The 19,747-nt window shown below is 70.4% G+C and carries 21 protein-coding genes; 14 read left to right on the top strand and 7 right to left on the bottom strand.

What is annotated here, in order from left to right; all coding sequences use genetic code 11:
* The first annotated feature begins 4 nt into the window (after positions 1–4).
* The 12 genes from glpK to ABZ370_RS37180 all read left to right on the top strand — a co-directional run bounded on the left by glpK (position 5) and on the right by ABZ370_RS37180 (position 8,000).
* A complete protein-coding gene (gene glpK, locus ABZ370_RS37235) occupies positions 5–1,522 on the top strand; it encodes a glycerol kinase GlpK (RefSeq protein ID WP_358630630.1) in 1,518 nt (505 codons plus the stop codon).
* 117 nt (positions 1,523–1,639) lie between these two features.
* Positions 1,640–2,173, top strand: coding sequence for a hypothetical protein (locus ABZ370_RS37230; RefSeq protein ID WP_358630627.1), 534 nt, complete (start codon positions 1,640–1,642; stop codon positions 2,171–2,173).
* Entirely contained in the window at positions 2,170–3,093 is a 924-nt protein-coding gene (locus tag ABZ370_RS37225) for an SRPBCC family protein (protein WP_358630624.1), read from the top strand. The genes ABZ370_RS37230 and ABZ370_RS37225 overlap by 4 nt, the downstream gene beginning before the upstream one ends.
* 30 nt (positions 3,094–3,123) lie before the next feature.
* The gene (gene gvpJ, locus ABZ370_RS37220; protein WP_358630621.1) at positions 3,124–3,615 is read left to right on the top strand and encodes a gas vesicle protein GvpJ; all 492 of its coding nucleotides are present in this window, start codon (positions 3,124–3,126) and stop codon (positions 3,613–3,615) included.
* Entirely contained in the window at positions 3,615–4,409 is a 795-nt protein-coding gene (locus tag ABZ370_RS37215; RefSeq protein WP_358630618.1) for a GvpL/GvpF family gas vesicle protein, read from the top strand. Before gvpJ ends, ABZ370_RS37215 begins: the two co-directional genes overlap by 1 nt.
* A gap of 2 nt (positions 4,410–4,411) precedes the next feature.
* The gene (locus tag ABZ370_RS37210) at positions 4,412–4,663 is read left to right on the top strand and encodes a gas vesicle protein GvpG (RefSeq protein ID WP_358630615.1); all 252 of its coding nucleotides are present in this window, start codon (positions 4,412–4,414) and stop codon (positions 4,661–4,663) included.
* Positions 4,664–4,666: 3 nt separating this feature from the next.
* On the top strand, positions 4,667–5,149 hold the full coding sequence (gene gvpO, locus ABZ370_RS37205) for a gas vesicle protein GvpO (protein ID WP_358630613.1): 483 nt from the start codon (positions 4,667–4,669) through the stop codon (positions 5,147–5,149).
* Positions 5,150–5,184: 35 nt separating this feature from the next.
* Entirely contained in the window at positions 5,185–5,547 is a 363-nt protein-coding gene (locus ABZ370_RS37200; protein ID WP_358630706.1) for a gas vesicle protein, read from the top strand.
* Positions 5,544–6,338 (top strand): GvpL/GvpF family gas vesicle protein, encoded by a 795-nt coding sequence (locus tag ABZ370_RS37195; protein ID WP_358630610.1) that lies wholly within the window; start codon positions 5,544–5,546, stop codon positions 6,336–6,338. The genes ABZ370_RS37200 and ABZ370_RS37195 overlap by 4 nt, the downstream gene beginning before the upstream one ends.
* A complete protein-coding gene (locus tag ABZ370_RS37190) occupies positions 6,335–6,529 on the top strand; it encodes a gas vesicle protein (RefSeq protein ID WP_358630607.1) in 195 nt (64 codons plus the stop codon). The genes ABZ370_RS37195 and ABZ370_RS37190 overlap by 4 nt, the downstream gene beginning before the upstream one ends.
* Positions 6,504–6,836 carry a gas vesicle protein K gene (locus ABZ370_RS37185; RefSeq protein WP_358630604.1) on the top strand — a complete coding sequence of 111 codons (333 nt, stop codon included), beginning with the start codon at positions 6,504–6,506 and terminating at the stop codon, positions 6,834–6,836. The genes ABZ370_RS37190 and ABZ370_RS37185 overlap by 26 nt, the downstream gene beginning before the upstream one ends.
* Positions 6,837–6,908: 72 nt before the next feature.
* Entirely contained in the window at positions 6,909–8,000 is a 1,092-nt protein-coding gene (locus ABZ370_RS37180; RefSeq protein ID WP_358630601.1) for a helix-turn-helix domain-containing protein, read from the top strand.
* A 14-nt stretch (positions 8,001–8,014) separates the two neighbouring features.
* On the opposite strand, the gene ABZ370_RS37175 is transcribed toward ABZ370_RS37180, so the two are convergent.
* From ABZ370_RS37175 to ABZ370_RS37150, 6 genes are all read right to left on the bottom strand, one after another.
* Positions 8,015–9,880, bottom strand: coding sequence for a CocE/NonD family hydrolase (locus ABZ370_RS37175; RefSeq protein ID WP_358630598.1), 1,866 nt, complete (start codon positions 9,878–9,880; stop codon positions 8,015–8,017).
* A gap of 11 nt (positions 9,881–9,891) precedes the next feature.
* Complete coding sequence (locus ABZ370_RS37170) at positions 9,892–10,839, bottom strand: transporter substrate-binding domain-containing protein (RefSeq protein WP_358630594.1); 948 nt, start codon at positions 10,837–10,839, stop codon at positions 9,892–9,894.
* Between the two features lie 91 nt (positions 10,840–10,930).
* Complete coding sequence (locus tag ABZ370_RS37165; protein ID WP_358630592.1) at positions 10,931–12,184, bottom strand: membrane dipeptidase; 1,254 nt, start codon at positions 12,182–12,184, stop codon at positions 10,931–10,933.
* A complete protein-coding gene (locus ABZ370_RS37160) occupies positions 12,181–12,969 on the bottom strand; it encodes an amino acid ABC transporter ATP-binding protein (RefSeq protein WP_358630589.1) in 789 nt (262 codons plus the stop codon). Before ABZ370_RS37160 ends, ABZ370_RS37165 begins: the two co-directional genes overlap by 4 nt.
* Positions 12,966–13,874, bottom strand: coding sequence for an amino acid ABC transporter permease (locus ABZ370_RS37155; protein WP_358630586.1), 909 nt, complete (start codon positions 13,872–13,874; stop codon positions 12,966–12,968). Before ABZ370_RS37155 ends, ABZ370_RS37160 begins: the two co-directional genes overlap by 4 nt.
* Positions 13,875–14,191: 317 nt before the next feature.
* Positions 14,192–16,753 carry a PA14 domain-containing protein gene (locus tag ABZ370_RS37150; RefSeq protein WP_358630704.1) on the bottom strand — a complete coding sequence of 854 codons (2,562 nt, stop codon included), beginning with the start codon at positions 16,751–16,753 and terminating at the stop codon, positions 14,192–14,194.
* Positions 16,754–17,000: 247 nt separating this feature from the next.
* Between ABZ370_RS37150 and ABZ370_RS37145 the strand changes: the two genes are divergently transcribed.
* Both ABZ370_RS37145 and ABZ370_RS37140 read left to right on the top strand, forming a co-directional pair.
* Entirely contained in the window at positions 17,001–17,744 is a 744-nt protein-coding gene (locus ABZ370_RS37145) for an SDR family oxidoreductase (RefSeq protein ID WP_358630583.1), read from the top strand.
* Between the two features lie 231 nt (positions 17,745–17,975).
* The gene (locus ABZ370_RS37140) at positions 17,976–18,431 is read left to right on the top strand and encodes a lamin tail domain-containing protein (protein ID WP_358630580.1); all 456 of its coding nucleotides are present in this window, start codon (positions 17,976–17,978) and stop codon (positions 18,429–18,431) included.
* Positions 18,432–18,453: 22 nt separating this feature from the next.
* Here the strand turns inward: ABZ370_RS37140 and ABZ370_RS37135 are convergent, their stop codons facing one another.
* Complete coding sequence (locus ABZ370_RS37135; protein ID WP_358630577.1) at positions 18,454–19,737, bottom strand: SLC13 family permease; 1,284 nt, start codon at positions 19,735–19,737, stop codon at positions 18,454–18,456.
* Positions 19,738–19,747 lie beyond the last annotated feature (10 nt).

The raw sequence follows: 19,747 nt of genomic DNA, 5'->3' as shown, positions 1-19,747 counted from the left end.
CGGCATGCCGGACTTCATCGGTGCCGTGGACCAGGGGACCACCAGCACCCGCTTCATGATCTTCGACCACGACGGTGGCGAGGTGGCGAGATACCAGCTCGAACACCATCAGCTCCTGCCCCGTGCGGGGTGGGTCGAGCACGATCCGGTGGAGATCTGGGAGCGCACCAACTCCGTCATGCAGAACGCCCTGCGCGCCGGCGGGCTGTCCCCCTCCGACCTGGCAGCGATCGGCATCACCAACCAGCGCGAGACCACCGTCATCTGGGACCCGCGCGACGGCAGGCCGTACTACAACGCCATCGTGTGGCAGGACACCCGCACCGACATCATCGCCTCCGCCCTCGAACGCGAGGGCCACGGCGAGACCATCCGCCGCAAGGCGGGGCTGCCGCCCGCCACCTACTTCTCCGGCGGCAAGATCAAGTGGATTCTGGAGAACGTGGACGGGGTCCGGGAGGCCGCGGAGGCGGGCCACGCCCTCTTCGGGAACACGGACGCCTGGGTGCTGTGGAACCTCACCGGCGGGCCCTCCGGCGGCATCCACGCCACCGATGTCACCAACGCCAGCCGCACCATGCTGATGAACCTGGAGACCCTCGACTGGGACGACGAACTCCTCGCCCTCTTCGGCATCCCGCGCGCCATGCTCCCCGTCATCAACCCCTCCTCCCACCCCGAGGCGTACGGCCAGGCCCGCACCTCCCGCCCGCTGCGCACCGCCACCCCGATCACCGGTGTCCTCGGCGACCAGCAGGCGGCCACCGTCGGACAGGTGTGCTTCGCCCCCGGCGAGGCCAAGAACACCTACGGCACCGGAAACTTCCTGGTCCTGAACACCGGCTCCGAGCTGGTCCGCTCCACCAGCGGGCTGCTCACCACCGTGGCGTACCAGTTCGGCGACAGCCCCGTCGTCTACGCCCTGGAGGGCTCCATGGCCGTCACCGGCTCGGCCGTCCAGTGGCTGCGGGACCAGATGAAGGTCATCGACGACGCCGCGGGCAGCGAACGGCTCGCCCGCACCGTCGAGGACAACGGCGGGGTCTACTTCGTCCCCGCCTTCTCCGGCCTCTTCGCCCCGTACTGGCGCTCCGACGCCCGCGGCGCCATCGTCGGCCTCACCCGCTACAACACCAATGGCCATCTGGCACGCGCCACCCTGGAAGCCATCTGCTACCAGAGCCGGGACGTCGTGGAGGCCATGGAACGCGACGCCGGTATCCACCTCGACGTCCTCCGCGTGGACGGCGGTGTCACCGACAACGAGCTGTGCATGCAGATCCAGGCCGACATCCTCGGCGTCCCGGTCAGCCGCCCCGTCATCGCCGAGACCACCGCCCTGGGCGCCGCCTACGCCGCGGGCCTGGCCACCGGCTTCTGGCGGGACACCGACGAGCTGCGCTCGCACTGGAGCGAATCCCGGCGCTGGGAGCCCCAGTGGAACGAGGAGCGGCGCGCGGAGGGCTACGCGGGCTGGAAGAAAGCGGTCGAGCGCACCCTGAACTGGGTTCCGGTGGACTGACCCGGTGAGCTGCCCCCTTCCCGAAGCTCCCTGATGGCCGAATGGGCTAAATGCACCATACTTGGGAAATGAGCCCATATGGGTTATCTCGCTTCGGTGGTGTGAGGAGGAGGGATCATGAAGAACGGCCAGGTGGCACTGGCGTTCACCGGCGGCTACCTCTTCGGGCGTGGCCACAGGGTGGGCCTGGCGCTCACCCTCGCCGGGATGGCGGCGGGCCGGCGCATCGCGTCCGGACACCTTCCGGGCGGCGTTCAGGATCTGGCGTCCTCCGAAATCGGGCGGCTGCGCGGCCAGCTGGTCTCGGCGGGCCGGTCGGCGGCGCTGTCGGCGGCCAGTCACCGCATGGACGCGCTGAGCGACCGGCTGGAGGAGCGTGCCTCGTCGCTGCGCCCGAACGGCCACGGCCCGGACGGGCACAAGGCGGACGACGAGGAGCACGAGCGGCGCGGCGGCGGGCGCTCCCGCGGTGAGTCGTCCCGCGGCGAGTCGTCACATGGCGGTGCGTCGCGCGGTGAGACGTCGCGCGGTGAGTCGTCGCGCGGGGGCGACCGTACGGACCGGCCCCGGAAGCGGCCCGCGTCCGAGGGCCGCGGCGGCGGCGAAGCCAGAAGGAGCGGGGACGACAAGGGCGGCAAGGGTGATCGGTGATGGCAGAGGGAGCGGACCAGCAGCGCACGGGCGTCCTCGGCACGCTCGCCAAGGAACTGCCCACCGAGCGGCTGATGCAGGAAGCGCAGAACCTGGTCACCGCACTCGGTGAGAAGGCTCTGACCTCGGTGAGCCACCTCGGCGACGGCGGCGGCTCCGGGCTCGACATCCCGGTGAAGCCGCTGCTCAAGGCAGGACTGCACCAGGTCAAGGAGCAGACCGTGGACAAGGCCAAGGAAGCCATCCCGGGCCTCGGCGGTGGCGGCGACGGCGGCGGGGGTGGCGACAAGGACAAGAAGCTCAAGGTCACCAACATCGTCGAGCAGATCGACATCGGCGCCCCGATCGACCTCACCTATGACTTGTGGACCCAGTTCGAGGACTTTCCCACCTTCATGAAGAAGGTGGAGGACGTCCAGCAGGAGTCCGACACCGAAATGGAGTGGAAGGCCCAGGTCTTCTGGTCGCACCGCAAGTGGCGCGCCGAGATCGTCGAGCAGGTGCCGGAGAAGCGGATCATCTGGACGTCACGCGCTGAGAAGGGCCATGTCAACGGCGCGGTCACCTTCCATGAGCTGGCCCCGGAGCTGACCCGCGTCCTCGTGGTCCTCCAGTACTACCCCCAGGGGTTCTTCGAGCGCACCGGAAACCTGTGGCGCGCCCAGGGCCGCCGGGTTCGCCTGGAGCTGAAGCACTTCCGCCGCCACGCGATGGCCGAGGTACTGCTGCACCCCGACGAGATCGAGGGCTGGCGCGGGGAGATCCGCGACGGCGAGGTCATGGAGGACGAGGACCACGAAGAAGAGCCCGAGGGGGAGGTCCGCGAGGACGAGGAGCCGGAAGGTGAGTACGGCGACGAGGACGCCTACGAGGAGGAGTACGAGGAGGACGAGGAGCCGGCGCGGCCTTCGCGGCGCTGACGGGTCCCGCCTCCGGAACAGGTGAGCGTGGTGACCGTAGCAAGCCAGCAGAGTCAGTATCTGGACCGGGCGAGCTCGAGCGCCCTGGTCGACGTGGTGGACCTGATCCTGGACAAGGGGCTGGTCATCGACGTGTACGTCCGGGTCTCCCTGGTGGGCATCGAGATCCTCACGATCGACGCCCGCATCGTCGTCGCCAGTGTCGACACGTATCTCCGGTTCGCCGAGGCGACGAACCGCCTCGACCTCGCCCGCAGCGGCACCGAGACCAAGGGACTGCCCGGCCTCATGGACGAGATCCAGGAGGGCGGCGGGCGGAAGAAGACCAAGGGTGCGCTGGAAGGCGTCAAGGACACCGTCTCCGACCTGCTCCAGGGCGACGATGAGGCCGACGAGAGCGACGAGGCCGACCGGAGCGGCGAGATCGACGACGAGGCGGGGGAGCGCGAGGAAGCGCGGCGGGGGGAATCCGGTGACCGGCCCCGGCACCGGCGGAGTTCGAGCAGGGAGCGCGAGCGGTGATGGCCGAGGACGGACGTGGCTGCTACGTATACGGGGTCGTACCGGACGACCGGAGCGACGACGCCGTCAAGGACCTGGGCGCGGTCGGCGATCCGGACGCGGCGGTGACCCTGGTGCGCCACGGCGGCCAGGCCGCCGTGGTCAGCGAGGTGCCCCTGGACAAGCCGCTGGGCACCCCCGAGGATCTGCGGGCCCATGCCCGGGTGCTGGACTCCCTGGCGGCCAAATCCTCCCCGGTGCTGCCGTTCCGGTTCGGCACGGTGGTGCGCGACACCACCGCGGTGACCGGCGAACTGCTCCGCGAGGGGCACGAAGACTTCGCGCGCGCCCTCGACCGGCTGCGCGGCCGCTCCCAGTTCACCCTGCGCGCCCGCTACGTACAGGACGTGGTGCTGCGCGAGGTGCTGACCGAGCAGCCCGAGGCGGTACGGCTGCGCGAGGAACTCCAGGGCCTGCCGGAGGAGGCCGGGTACGACCAGCGCATCCAGCTGGGCCAGCTCGTCATGGACGCCATCGCCGCCAAACGGGCCCTGGACGTGCTGGAAGTGGACCGCAGGCTGGGCCCGTGCGTGCTCGCCTCGATCAGCACGGAACCGTCCTCCGCCGAGGGTCTGGTGAACGCCTCCTTCCTGGTCGAGGACGACCGGCGGACGGCCTTCGAGCAGGCCGCCGAGGAGCTGGGCAAGCGCTGGAACGGCCGGGTCAAGATCCGCCTGCTCGGGCCGCTGGCCCCGTACGACTTCGTGGCCGACGCGATGAGCCCGGCCAAGGACCCGGCCGAGGAAGGCGATTAGCCATGGGACTCTTCTCCGGACTGGTCACCTGGCCGCTGGCCCCGGTGCGCGGCGCCGTCTGGATCGCCGAACGGCTCCACGACGAGGCCCACCGCCAGCTGTACGACCCCGGGGTGATCCAGCAGCGCCTGGAAGAGGTCGCCGAGCAGCGGGAATCCGGGGAGCTGACCGAGGAGGAGGCCGCCCGGCAGGAGGACGAACTGGTCCGCCGGCTGATGGCGGGCGGCCCGCCCGGCGGAGGCCTGGAGGTGTGAGCCGTGGCCCGTGAGGAACGGGACGGACGCGACCACGGCGAGGAGCGGGAGCGTCCCCGCCGCGCCCGGCACCCCGCACCCGAAACCCGGCCCGCCTCCGGCGACACCCGGCGCGCCTCGGACGAAAACCGGCCCGCCTCGGGCGACTCCCGGCGCTCCACGTCCGAAAACCGGCGCCCGGCGTCCGAATCCCGGCGCCCGTCCGCCGACGCCCGGCGTCCCGCGGCCACGGCCAGGACCGCCGCCCGCAGCGCCGCCCGTCAGCTGCGGGACCTGACCGGACACGACCCGGAGAGCGTCACCTCGGTGGAGCGCCATGAGGACGGCGGCTGGCTCATCGGCGTCGAAGTGCTGGAGACCCACCGCATCCCGGACTCCACCGACATCCTCGCCGAGTACCGGGTCGAGGTCGACGACGAGGGCGGGCTCGTCTCGTACCGCCGCGCCCGGCGCTACTACCGCGGCAGGTCGGAGGAGCGGACATGAGCCAGGGCGCCGACTGGAACGTGCCGAGCCGCCGCATGGGCGGCCCGCCAGAACCGGCCCGCCGGGAGTCGGCGAGCCTGGCCGACATCCTGGAGCGGGTGCTCGACAAGGGCATCGTCATCGCCGGGGACATCCAGATCAACCTGCTCGACATCGAGCTGCTGACCATCAAGATCCGGCTGCTGATCGCCTCCGTGGACCGGGCCAAGGAGATGGGCATCGACTGGTGGGAGCACGACCCCACGCTCTCCTCCGGTGCCCGCGACGTCCTGGACGAGAACGAGCGGCTGCGGCGGCGCGTCGGCGAGCTGGAGTCCGGCCCCGGCGCGGACCGCGAACCGGAACGCGACCAGGGCCATGAACGAGGCCGAGGCCGGGGACGGGAGGACGGACCGTGACCGAGGACGCCCGCGCCACCTGGCTGTACGCGGTGACCGTCGCCCGCGACGAGCGCGGCGCCCCGCCCGGCCTCACCGGCGTGTCGGACGAACCGGTGCGCCTGGTCGAGAACGCCGGACTGGCCGCCGTGGTGGGCTCCGTACCGCTGGCCGACTTCGGCGAGGAGCCGCTCCGCGCCCATCTGGAGGACCTGCCCTGGCTGGAACGGGCGGCCAGGGCCCACCACCGGGTCATCGGCCGGGCGGCCGGATACGGCCAGGTCATCCCGTTGCGCTTCGCCACGATCTACCACGACGACGACCGGGTCCGCACGATGCTCCGGGAGCGGCGGGACGACTTCACGGCCACGCTGGCGCGGGTGGCCGGACGCACCGAATGGGGCGTCAAGGCGTACGTCGATCCGCGCGCCTTCCTGCCCGACCCGGCCGACGACGAGGCATCCGGCGACGACACCCCCGGCACCTCCTATCTGCTGCGCCGCCGCGCCCAGCGGGACGACAAGGAGACCGCCCATCTGCGGGCCACCGAGCGGGCGGAGGAGATCCACACCGCCCTCACCGCGCTGGCCGCGGCGAGCGCCGCCCATCCGCCGCAGGACGCGCGGCTGGCCGCGTACGAGGGCTGGATGGTGCTGAACAACTCGTATCTGGTGCCGGACGACCGGACGGAGGAGTTCACCGCCGCGGTGACCGGGCTGGGGAAGCGGTATCCGGACATCGACCTGGAGGTGAGCGGGCCATGGCCGCCGTACTCGTTCACCGCGCCGCCCGAGGCCGAGGAGGCGTCATGACGCATGCGATCGAGCGCCGCGAGGTGGCCCTGGTCGACCTCCTCGACCGGGTGCTGGCCGGGGGCGTCGTGATCGCCGGGGAGATCACCCTGAGCATCGCCGACATCGATCTGGTGCGCATTTCCCTTCGTGCACTGATCGCTTCCGTACGGATGGAAGACGAGGATGACCATCGAGCCCCGCCGCCCTGACCACCCCCACGAGCCCCACGACCCTCGCGACCGCCCCCGTCGGCTCGAAGTGGACGAGGAGTCGGTGCGCAAGAGCCTGGCCGGGCTGGTGCTGACCATCGTGGAGCTGCTGCGCCAGCTCATGGAACGGCAGGCGCTGCGCCGCGTCGACCAGGGAGGCGTCAGCGACGAACAGATCGAGAAGCTCGGGCTCACGCTGATGGCGCTGGAGAAGAACATGGAAGAGCTCAGGGAGCACTTCGGGCTCACCGAGGACGACCTCAACCTGGACCTCGGCCCGCTCGGCCCCCTCCTGCCCCGCGACTGACCTGCCGCCTCGCGACTGACCCCCTGCCCCGCGGCTGATCCGCCCGCCCGCGTCCGGCTGTACGCTGCGCGGGTGGGGATCACGCTCAACCTCCGGTCAGCGCGGGCGGCCGACGTCCACGTCGGGCGCTCGCCGCTCGCGGAGCTCATGTCGGTGCTGCACATCCTGGCCGAGCCGGACCACCACCCCGAGGCCCAGCGCTGGACGCGCCGCCTCGGCACGACCTTCGACGCCTCGCTCACCCAGGAGATGAGCGCCCTGTCGCCGCTGTGGGCGCGGCTGCGCTGCCGGTTGCTGTTCCCGCTGGCGCTGCCGCTGGACCAGTCCTTCGAGGACGAGCTGCGGCTGCTGGAGAAGCTGCCGCTGGAGGCGTTCACGGAGCTGTGCGCGCAGGGTGTGCTGGGCTTCCGGGAGCGGGTGCCCGACGCGCACAGCCTGCGACACGACCCCGGGGCCGCCTGCGCCTTCATCACCCAGTGCGAGCGGCGCTCGTTCCGCCGCGGCGAGCTGGCGCACGAGCTGATGGCCTCGCCCGAGGGGATGCGCAGCAGGCTGATCGACTTCCTGGAGCGCTGCGGCACCGCGTTCTTCGCGGCCGAATGGCGTGCGGTCCACGATCGGCTGGAGGCGGCCGTGGTGCGGTTCCGCACCGATATCCGAAGAAGCGGCCTGGCCGAGGTGCTGGCCGGGCTCAGCCCCACCGCGGTCGTCTCCCAGGGCGGCACGCGGGTGCGCTACGACAAGCTGGCCGTCGCCGAGATCGACATCGGGCCGCGCCCGCTCTTCCTGGTCCCGTCCGTCCATGTCTGGCCGCATCTGACCGTCAAGGACGAGGAGTCCCATCCCGTCGTGCTGCAGTTCGCCGCCCTGGAGGGACAGGCCGACGGGCAGCTCACTCAAGCGGAGCTGCGGGCCCGGATGTCCGCGCTGGCCTCGCTGGGCCGGATGGAGCTGTGCCGCCATCTGCTGGGCGAGCCGATCACCACCTCCGAGCTGGCCCAGCGGCTGGGCCTGGACGATACGCAGGTGTCGCGCACCCTGCGGCAGCTGCGGGACGCCGGGCTGGTGGAGTCCGAGCGCGAGGGCAAGTACGTGTACCACCGGCTGGCCACCGGCACCCTGCTCCGGCTGGGTCAGGACGTACTGGCCACCATCATGCGCTGACGCCGCTCACCGGCTCATCCCGGCCGTGTCCACAGCAGCACCGCCGAGGGGTGCCGCGCGTCCATGTGCACCCGGTTGGTGGCGACCGCCTTGCGCCGGGTGACGGCCTCGGGCTCGCCGGTGTTGGAGTTGACGTCGAAGCGCGGGAAGTTGCTCGACGAGATGTCCACCCGCAGCCGGTGTCCGGCCCCGAAGCGGTTGGCGGTGTCCGGCGCCGGAATCTCGATCTCGTACACCTCGCCCGCCACCAGCGGCTCGGGCTTCTCGAACGACGCGTGGAAGCGGCACCGGAAGATGCCCTCGGTGAGGTTCATGGCGAACCCGTGCGGATAGTCCTCGTTCGGCGGGTGCACATCGACCAGCTTCACCGTGAAGTCGGTGTCCGGCGTGGTCGAGGAGATGAACAGCCGGGCGGTGACGGGGCCCGCCACCACCATCGGCTCCGCCAGCGGCGGGGTGACCAGCGAGACCACATCGGGCCGTGAGTTCAGCGGCAGATACGGCTCGCGCGCGCCGTAGAAGCGCTCGTCCGGCACCTGGTCGAAGGCGCCCCCGACCATCACCGGCTCGCCCGAGGTCACCTGGCCGCCGAGGGTCGGCACCGGGTCGCCGGGATCGAAGTCGTACTCGACCCACGCGTCCGGGCCCGCCGGTCTCTCCCGGCTCAGCTCCCCCGAGGTGTGGCAGTAGAACGCGGTCTCCTCGGTCCCGGCCGGCGGCCACCGGGTGTCGGTGTGCCACTCGCCGCCGTGCCGCATCCGCCCGGCCGCGTCGCGGCGGCCGTCGCCCCCGCCCATCACGAAGTACCGCACCCGGGGGAACGCCGCGAGGTCACCGCCGCGCAGCACCGCGTCGAACCAGCGCTGCCGGAACGAGAGATACGAGGTGTCCACGTTGTCGCTGAACGTGGCGGCGGGCCCGAAGTCCACGTCACCGGCGAAGGTGACACAGCGCGCACCGTGCGTCCACGGTCCCATCACCAGATACGCCGGGGACGTCTTGAGCCGCCCCATGGCCGTGAAGTTCTCGATGGTGGAGCGCACGTACGGGTCGTACCAGCTCGCCATGTGCAGCGTCGGCACGTCCGGGAAGCGGTCGTAGTGTCCCCGCCCGTAGATCGCGGGCTGCCGCCAGTACGCGCCGAACGCGTCGTGCCGCCACTGGTCCAGCAGATACCGCTCGTACTGGCCGACCTGCGCGAGCGGGGAGACGCCGGTGCGCCACGGCAGCACGGTGAACCAGTCCCGCAGATCGGTCCCGGCGAACGCCTTGCGCACCAGCGGGTCCCGCTCCGCCTCCGGGCTCTCCTCACCGTGCCGGAACGCCCAGGTGACCTGCTTGAGCTCGAAGGCGCCGCCCATCCGCATGCCCGCCTCGTACGCGCTCGCGAAGCCACCGGAATCCATGAACATCGCGGCCAGCGGGGCGGGGGACTCGGCCGCGGCCGCCGTCTGGGCGTGCGCCGAGTAGGACACCCCCATCATCGCGACCCGCCCGTCGCACCAGGGCTGCCCGGCGATCCACTCCAGGGTGTCCGCGCCGTCCGGCCCTTCGCCCAGGTACTTCACGAAGGTGCCCCCGGAGTCCCCCCGGCCCCGGCAGTCCTGACGCACCACGTGGTATCCGGCCCGGACGAAGAAGGCGGAGGTCTCCTCGGGGGAGGGCACCGGCTCGTCATGGCGGCTGGCGTCCGACTCGCGGATCTCGCGGCGGCCGTACGGGGTGCGCTCCAGGATCACCGGCCGCGGACCGGGCCGCTCCCCGGACGCGTACAGATCCGCGGCGAGGATCACCCCGTCCCGTACGGGGACGTGCAGAAGGTGGCGCCACAGTCCTCCGCCGAGGTGTTCCGCGGCCTCGGTCCGCCCGGTCGGTGCCATGGGGGAGCCGCTCACTTGGTCTGGGACTGCTTCGAGCCGTTGAGGAGCATCTGCGACCGGGTGACGGTGGACAGCGGCATCCCCCAGCCGCCGAACAGCTTCGCGTAGGTGCCCGACTCCTGCATCTCCCGCAGCCCCTTGACGATCACGGCGGCGAGGCCGGTGCCCTTCTTGGCCTGGATGCCGTAGATCGCCGACGCCGCGGGGAGGCTGCGCAGGTCCTCCAGCTCCAGCGTCTCGAACTTGTCGTCCGAGGCCTCGCTGACGGTGGTGTTGGAGGCGCTGGGCGCGACCACCGCGTCGATCCGCTTGCTCTGCAGGGCCAGGCTCGCGGCGGCCAGATCCGAGTACGCCTGCGGCTGCACGGCCTTCTCGCCCTTCTTGGCGCACCGCTTGCTCAGGCCCGCGAGGACGTTCTCGGTGCCCGCGCCCTTCTCGACGCCGACCTTGTGCCCGCAGATGCCGATGCCGGACTCCGGGCGGAACCCGCTCTCCTTGTTCACCATCACGGTCACCTCGCTCTGCGCGAAGTCGGCGAAGTCGACCTCCTTCTGGCGCTCGACGAAGTCACCGGAGGGCGCGCTGAGGTCGATCCGGCCGGACTTCAGCCCCGGGATCACCGCGTCGAACGGCGTCCGCGTCATCTTGATCTTGATGTCGAGCTGGGAGGCGAGCTGCTCGGCCAGATCCGGGACCAGGCCGGTGATCTTCCCGTCGGAGCCGATGGTGACATACGGGTCGTACTCGCTGACCCCCATGACCAGGGTCTTCTTCTGGTACTCCGCGGGCACCTCGGCCGCCAGCTTGTCGTCCTTCGGCTCCAGGGCGAGGGTCGGCGTGGGCATGGCCTCCGCGGACTTGCTGCCCTTGTCGTCCGGAGTGTCGTCGACCGAACAGGCGGTGAGGGGGAGCGCGAGGGACAGGAGCAGGGCGCACCCGGCGGCGCGAGATCGGTGCATGACTGGGCTCCGTTTCGGGAGATCCGGCTGATCCGGACGAGGGGGGTGGGAGGCGTGGGGACGTGGGGGGCTTACGGGACGGGGCGGGCGGTCAGCGGCCCCAGACGGTCTCGGCGACGCGCCGCACATTGCCCCCGGCCAGCTTGGCCACGTCCTCCTCGGAGTAGCCGTGGTCGAACAGCCAGCGGATCATGTTGCCGACGGCCTCCGCGGGGTTCTCACAGCCGTGGACGTACTCGACCGGCTCGTGCGGCGGCGGTCCGGCACTCTGGCCGTCGTGGGCGTCGTCCTTGCCGAAGAGCGGGGCGAACGTGCGGTGCCAGGCGGTGTGATCGCCGAAGTTGGTGTCCGGGCCGAAGGCCACGTGGTCGATGCCGACCAGGTCCAGGCAGCGCTCCACGTGTTCCATCACCGACTCCAGGCTGTGCCGGGGGTGCCGGGCGGTGATGGTGGTGTGCGGAGCCGCCTCGACGCCGATGAACCCGCCGGAGCCCGCGCACGCCCGGATCACATCGTCGGGCTTCATGCGCGGGGTCGGCCACAGCGCCCGCGACCCGGCGTGGGTGATCACCACGGGGTCCGTGGAGCGGCGCACCGCGTCCAGCGCCGTGGCGTCCCCGGAGTGCGATACGTCGACGATGACGCCGAGGTCGTTCATCCGCCGCAGGGCGCGGCGGCCGAGCACCGTCAGCCCGGTGTCACCGGTGTCCGCGAGCCCCGAGCCGAGCTGGTTGCTCTCGCTGTACACCAGCCCGAGCAGCCGCACGCCCAGCCCGTAGAGCAGATCGAGCCGGTCGACGTCATTGCCGATGGGGGACGCGGACTCCAGGGTCAGCACCACGCCCACCTGGTTCCCGGCCCGGGCCCGCTCCGCGTCCTCCAGGGTGCGGACCGGGGCCACCAGGCGCTGATGGGCGAAGTCGGCCTGCCGCATGGCCAGGTCGCTCACCGCGTCGTCCCAGTCCCAGGGGGTGTGCGAGCGGATCATGCTGACGGCGGCCGGGCCGCCGTCGAAGAACAGGTCCACCCCCGAGTGCGCCATGCCCTCGTACGGGATCGCCTCCCGGCCCTGGCGGCGGAAGGCGGCGAAGTTCCCCGGGTCCGCGGGCCGCAGCGACAGATGGTCGTGCGCGGAGATCACCAGATGGCGTTCCTCGAAGTCCCGCGCCCGGGTCTCGACGTCCTCGCTCCACACCGGCGCCGAGCCGGGCACCCGGCCCACCGCCGGGACCAGCTCGTAGTCCTGGAAGTCCGCGCCCGGCTCCAGGTAGTGGTACGAGCGGTAGCCGTCCCACAGATCCAGCCGGGCGCGGGTCTTGGCGGACAGAGGGCGTTCGGTGCTCATGCGCTGACCTTCGACAGGAACGTGCGGGTGCGGTCATGGGAGGGGGAGGCGAACAGCCGGTCCGGCGGGCCCTCCTCGACGATCCGCCCGTCGTCCATGAACACGACGCGGTCGGCGACCTCGGCGGCGAAGCGCATCTCATGCGTGACGACCACCATCGTCATGCCCTCCCGGGCCAGGTCCCGGATGACGCTCAGCACTTCCTGCACCATCTCGGGGTCCAGGGCGGAGGTCGGCTCGTCGAACAGCATCACCTTCGGCCGCATCGCCAGCGCCCTTGCGATGGCCACGCGCTGCTGCTGGCCGCCGGAGAGCTGCTCGGGGTAGCTGTCGAGCTTGTGGACGAGCCCGACCCGCTCCATCAGCTCCTCGGCCCGGGCGTCGGCCTTCGCCGTCGACAGCCCGAGGACCCGGCGCGGCGCCTCGACGATGTTCTCGCGGGCGGTGAGGTGCGGGAACAGGTTGAAGCTCTGGAAGACCATGCCCATGGACGAGCGCTGCGCGGCCAGTTCGCGGGGGCCCAGCTCGTGCAGCGAGGTGCCGCTCAGCCGGTAGCCGATGACGCTGCCGTCGACCATGACCAGGCCGTCGTCCGGGGTCTCCAGATGGTTGACGCAGCGCAGCAGCGTGCTCTTGCCCGATCCGGACGGGCCGATGACACAGACCGTCTCACCCCGGTGGATATCCAGGGAAATGCCGTGCAGCACCTCCGTGGAGCGGAACGACTTGACGATTCCGCGCAGGGAGACGATGGGCTGCGCTCCCCTTTCCGATGGCACGGTCATACCGAGTGCTCGATCCTCTTCACTTTGGTGACCTTTTCGGCCGGTATCAGCGTGTGTCGCCCCAGGCGTCGCTCCAGGCGCTGCTGCACGAGGGTGATGACGCCGGTGATGATCATGTACCAGATCGCGGCCACAATCAACAGGGGAACGGTCTGGAAGTTCTTAGAATAAATCAGCTGCACCGAGTAGAGCAGATCGGCCAGGGAGATCACACTGACCAAAGATGTGGCCTTGAGGAGAGATATCAGCTCATTTCCCATCGGCGGCACGATGACGCGCAGCGCCTGAGGGAGGGTGATACGGAAGAAAATCTGACTCGGAGTCAAACCGAGTGCGGCTGCCGCCTGTCGCTGACCGTCCGGTACGGACAGTAGACCGGAACGGATCAGCTCCGCCACATATGCCGTCTCATGCAGCGTCAACCCGATGACCGCGGCGGTAAGCGGACCCAGCAGGGAATTCGCCTCGAAGGTGACGAAATCCGGGCCCCACGGAATTCCGAGGGACAGGGTGGGAAACAGCGCCGCCAGGTTGTACCAGAAAAGCAGCTGCACCAGCATGGGAATCGAGCGGAACACCCAGATGAACGCGCCCGCGGCCGCCGACATCAGCCGCGCGGAACCCATCCGCATGAGCGCCACGACAGTGCCGAGGATCAAGGCGAACACCATGGTCGCGGCGGTCATCCCGAGGCTGACCCCGATCCCCTTGAGGATGCGGATCTCGAAGAAGTATTTCCCGACGGTGTCCCACTCGAAGCGCGGATTGGTGAATATCGTGGTCACCGCCATCGCGGCGAACAGCAGCACCACGGCATTGGCCACCAGGAGCCCTGGCCGCCGTCTCTTCACGCGTTTGAGCCGGGATGGCTCGGGCAGGGCGTCAAGATTCAGGACTTTGCTCATGGAAGGGCCCTCGGGCGGTTCGTCGTCACGACAGGGAATACCGCATCCTAAAACCGGGTTCCACAACGTCCTCGAACAGTTGACACAGAACGGTCAACCGTCGGCGCCGAGGTGTCCGTAGGTGTCGCGCAGTTCCCGTTTGAGGATCTTGCCGCTGGGGTTCTTCGGCAGGGCCGTGGGGCGAGGTGGTCACCAGAAGTCTCCCGAAGCGCTCGCGGGCCGGGCCGGATGGTCGTCACGCTGACACGGCGCGCGGCGGGCATCAAGGCCGCCCCGCCCGGAATCCACCGGGCGGGGCGGCTACCGCTTCCCCCGGACTAGCCGGTGCACTCCATCGACGCCGGGTCCTCCGCCGCGCGGATCAGGGACCGGTGCGCCTCGCGCAGCCGCTCCACATCGGGCTTGACCTTCTTGCGGTCATAGGTGATGAGTCCGTTCAGCTCGCCCTCCACATCCGTGATCTGGGTGTAGACCGCGCCGCTGTTCCCATGGCACGCGACCTGCTGCCGCACCTTGTCCAGCAGCTTCAGGTACTCGGCCGTGTACTGCTCCTGGTCCACGCCCACATAGGTGTGCTGCACCGGCCAGGCGTGCCCCGGTACGGCCAGGCCCAGACCGCCGTACTCGCCGATGACGCCCGCCCGCTGGGCGTTGGGGCGGGGTTCGCCGGGCCCGGGGTAGGCGTGGATGTCGGCGAGGTCGCCGTTGCCGGTGTCGTTCCAGCCGCTGGCACCGTCGATGAGCCGGGTCGGGTCCCAGCCCTTGGCGAGCGCGGGCACCTTGGCTCCGCCGTACTGGCCCCACCCCTCGTTGAAGGTGACCCAGATGCCGATCGACGGGCTGCTGACATGCTGGTCGATCATGGCCTTCATCTCACGCTCGTACTGCCCTTGCGCCTTCTCCGAGGGGGCGACCGTGTTCATGGCGGGCATGTCCTGCCACACCATCAGGCCGAGCCGGTCGGCCCAGTAGTACCAGCGGTCGGGCTCGACCTTGATGTGTTTGCGCACGGAGTTGAACCCCATCCGCTTGTGCATCTTCAGGTCGTACGCCAGGGCCTGGTCCGTCGGCGCGGTGTGCAGACCGTCCGGCCAGAAGCCCTGGTCGAGGGTGGCCATGGAGAAGAACGGCTTCCCGTTGAGCACCATGCGCTTCTTGCCGTCGACCTCCTTGACCTCGATGCTGCGCATGCCGAAGTAGCTCTCCACCCGGTCGGCCTTCGCGCCCCGCCCGACCGTCACCTTCAGCTGGTACAGATACGGATCGTCGGGGGACCACAGCCGGGGCGAGGGCACCGGCACGGTCAGGGCCGAGCCGGTGCGCCCGGTCGCGGTGCCGACCGCGCGCTTCCCGGCGTACGCGGTCGCGGTGACCGGCACGCCGTCCCGCACCCCGCGGACCTCGGCGGTGAGCGCCTTGCCCGGCACGTCGGGGGTCAGCTTGAGGCTGTCGGCGTGGTCGGCGGCCACCGGCTCCATCCAGACGGACTGCCAGATGCCGGAGGAGGGGGTGTAGAAGATGCCGCTGGGGTCCAGCCGCTGCTTGCCCATCGGCGGGTTCTCGCCGTCCTTGGCGTCCGTCGGGTCGTACACGCCGACCAGCAGCTCCTGGGTGCGGCCGGGGCGCAGGGCGTCGGTGACGTCGGCGCTGAACCGGTCGTAGCCGCCGCGGTGTTCGGCGACCCGGGTGCCGTTGACATAGACCTGGGCCTGCCAGTCCACGGCGTCGAAGTTCAGCTTCAGCCGCTGCCCGTCGCCGACCTTCCAGCCCTCGGGGACGGTGAAGGTGCGCCGGTACCACATGCGGTCCTCGTGGCGCTCCAGCCCGGACAGCTTGGACTCCACCGGGTACGGCACCAGGACGCGCTCCCGCAGCCGCTGCCCGAACGGGGGTGCCTGGCCCTCCTTCGCCGCGGCGAACTGCCAGCTGCCGTTGAGGTTCTGCCACCGGTCGCGGGTCATTTGCGGGCGCGGGTACTCGGGGTGGGCGTTGTCCGGGCCGACGTCCTTGGCCCACGGGGTGCTGAGCTGGTACGTCGAGGTGTTGCCGCCGAAGGCGAGGAACTGGCCGACGGCGCCCTTGTCGTTCTCCAGGCCGCCCTCGCCGTCGTAGCGCACGATCGCCTCGCCGCCGCGTCCCACCACCGGTTCCTTGAGCGCGAGCAGCAGCCGCGAGGAGTCGGCCGGGTCCAGCCGGGCACGGCCCAGCGGCCAGGCCGCGCCGCCGATGACGGCGGTGAGGTGGCCGGTCAGCCCGGCCGGGGGAGCGGCGAGGGCGCGGGTGAAGTCCATCCGGAGCGTCCGGCCGTCCGGCTGGACGGCGCTGCTCACCGGGCCCTCGTAGCCGAAGTCCGGGGGCAGCCGGAACGCCGACGCCGGGACCGGGGCCTTGGTGCCGCCGGGCGGGGTCCAGGCGAGGTGGAAGTTGGAGCCGCCGTAGTGCTCGAAGTAGTCGACCTTGATGTCGTAGGCGCGGCCCGCGGTCAGCTCGACCGGCTCGGAGGTCTGTTCCTTGTCCCAGTCGTCGACCCAGTGGTCGATGACTGGCTTGCCGTCGATCCACAGCCGGAAGCCGTTGTCGCCGGTGATCGAGAAGGTGTGCGTCCCGGAGCGCTCGGGGACGAGCCGCCCGGTCCACCGGACACTGACGTCGTCGGACCGCCCGGTGGCGGTCTGCAGCCGTGGCTCCAGGTTGTCGAAGTCGAGGGACGTATCGAGGGTGGTCGCCTTGAGTTCGTGGAAGTCGAAGGCTCCCGGGGCGGACTGCAGGTAGTAGTCGCCGCGCAGGCCGTTGACGACGGGATCGGATTCGCGGTCGTCGGACGCGGCGGCCGCGGCGGGGCCGGGGCCGGTCAGCAGGCCGAGTATGCCGAGCGCCATGACGAGCGCGGCGATGACGAGTCTGCCGGGTCTGGTGAGGGCCGAACGTAAACGCACATGTCCTCCTTGCCGGAACAACTGCCGGAACAGCTGCTGGAACAAGCTGTAGCGCCGATCATTCGGCCATTGGTGACAGAACCTGTCAATACTGAACGCAAGCCAACACCCTTGACGAGAAAGCCCTTACTCTCTAGCGTCGGTTCACACATATGATCCAGATTCAACAATTTGCACGATGGAGGCCGTAATGGGGCGACGGATCGTGGTGTCGGGCGGCGGTACGGGCATCGGTCTCGCGACCGCGGAGTCCTTCGCCGCCGACGGCGACCGGGTCGTCATCGTGGGACGCCGCACCGAGGTGCTGCGCGCGGCGGCCGAGAAGCTGAACGCCGAGCACGGCGAAGGTCTGGTCACCTGGACCGCAGCCGACCTGAGCGATGTCGGGCAGACCCGCCGCGCCGCCGAGGGAATCGCCGCCGACGGCCCCGTCGACGTGATCGTCACCAACGCCGGAGGCAATGTCGCACCCGGCAACGACGGCACCCTCGAAGGCATCGCCGACCAGTACCAGCGCAACTTCGCGGCCAATGTGCTCACCGCCGTGCTGTTGACCGAAGCCCTCATTCCGCATATCGCCCGCCCCGGTGGCCGGATCGTGCACCTTTCCTCGGTGGCGGCGCTGCGCGGCCCCGGTTCGTACGGCGGAACCAAGGCCGCCCTGCACACCTACACCTTCGAACTGGCCAGGCGGCTGGGCGCGGAGGGTGTCACCGCCAACGCGGTGGCCCCCGGCTATGTCGAGGACACCGAGTTCTTCGGCGAGCGCGGCACTCCCGAGTTCATCGCCCAGCAGATCGGGCAGACGCTCACCGGACAGCCGGGCGTGCCCGCCGAGATAGCCGCCGCCATCCGCTATCTGGCCTCCCCGGAGGCCGCGTACGTCACCGGGCAGGTTCTGCACATCAACGGCGGGGCGCAGTACGGCCGCTGACGCGCCCCCGCACCAACTCGCCCCCGGCACAAGGGCCGGACGGCCCCTGATCAGGGGCCGCGCAGCCCTGCCGCCACGGAGCCCCACGGTCCACTCTGGTTGCCCACACAGGTGGGGGAAGACGGACGGACGGCCGCACCGAGGGAGTCACCTCGTGACTTCCCAACCATCTCGGGCGCGGCCGTCCGTCCGTCTGTGTGCGCACCACCGCGACACCAGGGGAGAGACGTCATGTTCCGTACGACCGCCAGGGCCGGCGCGGCAATCGCCGCGGGCTGTGCCATCGCGCTGCTGTATCCCGCCGCGCCCGCCGGAGCCGCCGGCTCCGTGCATCTGCACAAGATCTACTACGACTCTCCCGGGTCGGACACCCGCAGCAACACCAGCCTCAACGCCGAGTATGTCCAGATCAAGAACTCCACCTCGCGCGGAGTGAGCCTCAAGGGGTGGGTGCTCGTCGACGCGAGCCGCCACGCGTACACCTTCCCCTCGTACACCCTCGGCGCGGGCAAGACGGTGACGGTGCGGACCGGTACCGGCTCGGACACCTCGGCCACCAAGTACCAGGACCGCCGCGCCTACGTCTGGAACAACACCAGCGACAAGGCCACGCTCCGCAAGAGCGGCGGCACCACGGTCGACACCTGCTCGTACAACAGCAGCCGGGCCGACTACAAGATGTGCTGAGCCCCGGTGGTCCCGGGGTTCGCTAGAGCAGCCCCGGGACCACCATCGTCAGCCAGACGGCGGCGGGGACGACGACCACCATGATGCCGCCGTAGATCATCAGTTGCCGGAAGAACCGGTCCCGGTCCACATCGGGCGCCGCCGCCAGCACCAGCGCGCCGTTCGTCGAGAAGGGGCTGATGTCGACGACGGTCGCCGAGACCGTGAGCGCCGCGATCATGCCCACCGCGCCGATGTGCCCCTGGGAGAGAAAGGGGACGGCGAGCGGGATGAGCGCGCCCATGATGCCCACGGAGGAGGCGAAGGCGGAGATGATCGCCCCGATGTAGCACAGCAGCAGCGCCGCGAGCAGCGGGATGCCGATGTCGGTGACCGCGTCGCCCGCGTAGGTGATGGTGCCCATCTCGTCCAGCACCCCGACGTAGGTGAGCACACCGCAGATCAGCAGCACGGTCGGCCAGGTGACCTCGTTGACGGCCCGCTTGCCGTGGTCCGGCCAGAAGACGCTGAGCGCGACCGCGAGGGTGATCGCGGTGAGCCCGGCGTCCTGGTCGAAGACGAGGACCGCGATCACCAGTGCCGCCAGCGCCACCAGGGTCGCGACCCGGGCCGGAGTGAGGCGGATGTCCGCGTCCGCGGCCTCTTCCTTCGTCTTCTCCTCCTCCGACTCCTCCGACGCGGTCGCGGTCGCGGCGTCGGTACGGGGCAGCTTCAGCCCGCCGCAGACGACGAACACGACGCCCGCGATGAGCAGGTTGACGACGAGGCTGGCCAGGAACAGCGTCACCTCGTCGCCCGGCAGCTTCTCCCGCTCGACGATGCCGTTGACGATCGAGCCGTAGATGCTGATGGGGGAGAAGCCGCCGCCCTGGGCGCCGTGCACCACCATGGCCCCCATCAGCAGCGGGCTGATGCTGTAGCGCGCCGCGAAGCTCAGCGCGAGGGGCGCCACGATCGCGACCGCCGCCGGGCTCACCGCGCCGATCGCCGTCAGCACGCCACTGATCGCGAACATCACCCACGGAATCAGCGCGACCCGCCCGCGCACCAGCCGGATCGCGGCGTGCACCAGCCAGTCGGTGGTCCCGTTGGCCCGCGCCAGGGCGAACAGATAGGTCACGCCGACCAGCACCACGAACAGATCGCCCGGGAAACCGGCGAAGATGCGGTCCGCGTCGAAACCGGCGACCAGTTCCCCCACGCCGAAGGCGGCGGCGAAGGAGAGCGCGCCCATGTTGATCGATCTGGTGGTGGCGATCACGAAGACCACCACCAGAACGAGTATCGAGATCAGTTCGTCGGACATCGCGCTCCCG

The organism is Streptomyces sp. NPDC005962 (assembly GCF_040629205.1).
GTDB lineage: Bacteria > Actinomycetota > Actinomycetes > Streptomycetales > Streptomycetaceae > Streptomyces.
The sequence above is the reverse complement of the archived record's forward strand: the minus strand, read 5'-3'. Positions and strand labels throughout refer to the sequence as shown.